Origin of the sequence: Kitasatospora sp. NPDC050543, assembly GCF_044457565.1 — a bacterium.
GTDB lineage: Bacteria > Actinomycetota > Actinomycetes > Streptomycetales > Streptomycetaceae > Kitasatospora.
Map to the genome: position 1 here is coordinate 64581 of NZ_JBITGZ010000017.1, position 3916 is coordinate 68496.

The 3916-nt window shown below is 71.7% G+C and carries 3 protein-coding genes; 1 reads left to right on the forward strand and 2 read right to left on the reverse strand.

The window, feature by feature from the left end; translation table 11 throughout:
- Positions 1-146: 146 nt before the first annotated feature.
- Positions 147-1484, reverse strand: coding sequence for a family 16 glycosylhydrolase (locus ACIBH3_RS21495; protein WP_396313629.1), 1338 nt, complete (start codon positions 1482-1484; stop codon positions 147-149).
- A gap of 661 nt (positions 1485-2145) precedes the next feature.
- Here ACIBH3_RS21495 and ACIBH3_RS21500 point away from each other — a divergent pair.
- Positions 2146-2808, forward strand: coding sequence for a M15 family metallopeptidase (locus ACIBH3_RS21500; RefSeq protein WP_396313630.1), 663 nt, complete (start codon positions 2146-2148; stop codon positions 2806-2808).
- A 296-nt stretch (positions 2809-3104) separates the two neighbouring features.
- Here ACIBH3_RS21500 and ACIBH3_RS21505 read toward each other — a convergent pair whose 3' ends face one another.
- The gene (locus tag ACIBH3_RS21505) at positions 3105-3725 is read right to left on the reverse strand and encodes a hypothetical protein (protein ID WP_396313631.1); all 621 of its coding nucleotides are present in this window, start codon (positions 3723-3725) and stop codon (positions 3105-3107) included.
- Positions 3726-3916 lie beyond the last annotated feature (191 nt).

Below are 3916 nucleotides of genomic sequence, written 5' to 3' on the forward strand. Positions count from 1 at the left end.
GCCCTCGGGGCCGCGGCCCCCCGGGGGGGGGCCCGGGCCCCCACCCCCCCCCCCCCCCCGCGGGGGGGGGGGCCCCCCCCCCCGGGGGCCCCCGGGGGGGGGCCCCCCCCCCGGCGCCGTAGGGCTGCGCAGCGGGCGGTGCAGGGTCAGTGCTGCCAGACCCGCACGTAGTCGACCTGCATGTCGGAGGCCTGGCCGCCGGCGGCGTCGATGCCGTTGTTGAGGATCAGGTACTGCGGCGAGGAGGTGATGCCGGTCGTGATCTGGCCGACCTGCTTCCCGTCGTAGTAGTACGTGACCGAGCCGGCCTTCCACTCGGCGCCGTACGTGTGCCAGCCGGTGAAGTCGCCGGGGGCGCAGCCGCCGGGGCCGCCGGCCGGGGAGTGGAAGTGGTAGCAGGCGTTGCCGCCCAGGCCCTCCATGACGTCCATCTCACCGTCGGCGGGCCAGCTCTGGCCGTCGGTCCAGAAGGCCGGCCAGTTGGCGATCTTCGAGCCGGACGCCGGGAGGTAGATCCGGGCCTCGAAGGCGCCGTAGGTGAACTGCGCCTTGCCGTTGGACTGGACCATCCCGGAGCGGAACGGGAAGGTCTTGCCGCCGACCGTGGTCGACTGCGCGGCGGCGTTGAGGTGCAGGGCGCCACCCGCGACGCTGACCTGGGACGGCGCGTAGGCGGCCAGCTCGTAGCTGTTCACCGGCGGGGTGGTGCAGGTCGGGCAGCCCAGCCAGTTGGGGGTCCACTTGGAGGTGTCCAGGCTGGTGCTGTTGAACTCGTCGGCGAAGACCGAGCGCCAGCTGCCGGCGATGCCGAGCGGGCCGTTACCGGTCGCCGTCGGGGACGGCGAGGTGGTCGGCGTCGCGGTGGGAGTCGCCGTGGGCGTGGGCGTGGGGGTCGGCGTGGCCGTCGGGGACGGGGTGGCCGTCGGCGTGGCCGTCGGGGACGGGGTGGCCGTCGGGCTCGGCGTCGGCGTCGGCGTCGCGGTCGGGCTGGGCGAGGCGGGCGTGGTGCTGGGCGAGGCCGTGGGCGACGGCGTAGTGGTGGTCGCGCCGGAGGTGAAGGAGCGCACCGGGCTCAGGTTGTGCCAGATGTTCCCCGCCTTGTACGCGACGAAGTACGTGTACTTCCCGGCCGGGAAGGTCCGGCTGTCCGGGGTGTACGTCGTCTGCGTCGAGCCCAGCGTGGCCGGGATCGCGCCCCGGAAGTCGTACTGCGCGCCGCTCGCGGAGCGCACCGCGATGGCCAGGCTCTGGACGTTGATGCTCTTGGTGGCGTGGATCTTCGCCGTCGCCTTCACCGCGGTGGTGGGAGACGGGGAGGCGGCCGAGAGCGACAGCGAGTCGACGACCACGGGCTCGACCGCGGCCTGGGACTGGACCGACCAGACGGTCGCGCCACCGGCGACCACGGCGGTCGCGATGGCGGCGGTGGTCAACTGCTTCCAGGGCGCGGATCGGCCGCGACGATGCTTGGCTTGGTTGCGCATGCTGTGGGAGAACCCTTCCAGTACCCCCCTCAAGTTGGCACGGACCCCAGCCGCGGCAGGTGCGGAGGGGAGCCCGATGAAGGTGGAGCTAACGCGAGACCGCCCGTTCGGCGCAACCTCGCCCCGGGCGCCCAGCCACCGACGGTGATCTTCGCATACGGACAAACCCGCAGGTCGGCGTCGGTTTAGACGAGGCCTCAGTCCACCGTTGTGAGGTCGCGCACAAGTGAGCGCGGTCACAGCCCGGGCGCCCGCCCGCCAGGCGGGCCTGCTCGCTCGTCTCACGGGGGAGGCTCCGTATCGGTGTCACCGGCAGCAAGGTCGTACACGATCGTCGATGGGTGCCGCGCACCGCCCGGCAGGCGCGTGAGGCAGCTGCGCCCAGGTGGCAAGAAGCCATCCACCGCCCCCACCCTCGACGGTCCTGGGCGGACACCGACCACCTCTGCCTCACCGGCCCGCCCGATTTCCCGACGGCCGGGAGGCTGTCGGCTGCCTTGAGCGCATGACCACAGCGCCCGGGCGAAGCTCAAGCTCCCGTCCGCGATCGCTCCGGCCGACGCGGCGCAGACCATGTCCCGCGCCGAGTGGCAACGCACCTACCTGCGCTGGTTGCTACGGCCGGGAAGGTTCGCCGGGTCGGGTACGAGATGATCACGTCATGAGTGAGATCGTCTTGATGTCGGATCCCAAGGTTGCCGCCGTGCCCGTCGCAGAATGCGGTGAACGTCTCGTGGACGTCCGCCGAAGCGGCTCGTTGCTGACCGATACCCGCAAGCAGGACCGGGCGGACGCCTTCGCCCACCTGCGGGAGGGGGTGCTGGAACGGCTGCTCAAGGCCCAGGAGTTGCTGCCGCAGGGTCTGCGGCTGCTGTTCGTCGAGGGGTATCGGCCACCCGCACTCCAGCGGACGTACTTCGAGGAGTACGCGAGTCAGCTGCGGGCCGGCCACTCCGAGTGGTCCGACGAGCAGATCCACTCGGCGGCGAGCCGGTATGTGTCACCTCCCGACATCGCACCGCACAGTGCCGGCGCCGCCGTCGATCTCACCTTGGCGGATGCCGATGGACGCGAGCTGGACCTGGGTACGCGGATGAACGCGAGCCCGGAGGAGAGCGATGGTGCGTGCTACACCCAAGCCGTCGACATCAGCGAGGAGGCTCGCGCCAACCGGCAGCTGCTGGGTTCGGTGCTGACCGCTGTGGGTCTGGTGAACTACCCCACGGAATGGTGGCATTGGTCCTACGGCGACCGCTACTGGGCTCTGGCGACCGGGGAGGCCGCGGCGCTCTACGGGCCGAAGGAGATCGGCTGGCGCCCCTGACCGGTCCGGCCTTGCCGCGGCGCCGGCGGTCGGCGGCTTCTGGCGCAGGAAGCCTCCGGTATGCAGCAGTAGGTAGCAACCCATCGGAGAGCTGCGGTGCTGGTCACGCGCAGAGACGGGAGAAACGTAGCGGTGGTGTGATGAACGCGTCCACTGGCCTGATCACCATGTGGCATTTGCCCCGCTCTCTCGGCCGGAGCGGAGCGCCGCGCTCTCCCTCAGCTCCGCTTCTGTGCGTCCAGTGCTCCGGGGTAGGTCGACAACAGGCCCGACCTGCTGCTGAGTTGTTCAGACCTTCAGTCGGGCCCGGGCGTTCGTCCGGGCCCAGGCCGGCTGTGTTCTTCGCGGGCCGGCAGACCGGCAGCCCAGGCCCGGAGTGTCGTGAAGTCGGGTGGGAGCAGCCCCAGTCGGGGGTCGATCCGGTGCAGCAGCGCTGGGCCGGGGTGGTGGACGGCGACCCAGTCGCGGTCTGCCCGGGTGATGTCGTCGTCGAGCCAGGCGAAGGGGCGCCCGGCTGCCCAGGAGACGAGGTCGGGGGTCTTCCAGAACACCCCGTCGCCCGGATCCGGCCGGGGGGTGGACCAGGTGATGACCGGCAGCTCGGGAAGGCCGAGAACGGGAGCCACGTAGGTGTTGGCCTCCTCCTCCCAAGTCGTCGCCCACACCAGGTCGAACGGCAGTGACGCCAGCTCGGCGCCGTGTGCCGGGTTCAGCCAGACTCGCAACGGCTTGGGCCTCTTGCCGGGTGTGCCCCAGGCGGACAGCCGCCGCTTCTCCATGGCGAGCCAGCGTGGGGTCGACAGTCGGTGGGTCTCGTACCCGTCCGGACGGCGGGAGGGCTTCGCTGCATAGGGGTTCAGCGGCCCGTCCACGTCGACGAGTAGCAACGGTCGCGCCGAGCCGGCGTCCTCGGTCATGCGCCGTACCGTACAGGCGGCCGGGTCTCTGTGGCTTCCGAGTTCGTGGCGTGGGCGTGGGCGTCGGCGTCGGCAGGCGAGCAGTGGCGGGCGGCTGGGCCGCGCCGGGTGCGGGGGGGGGGGGGGGGGGCGACAGAACGGGCACTGGGTGGAATAACCGGGCGTGGGGGGGGGCGGGTAAGACCCGATGG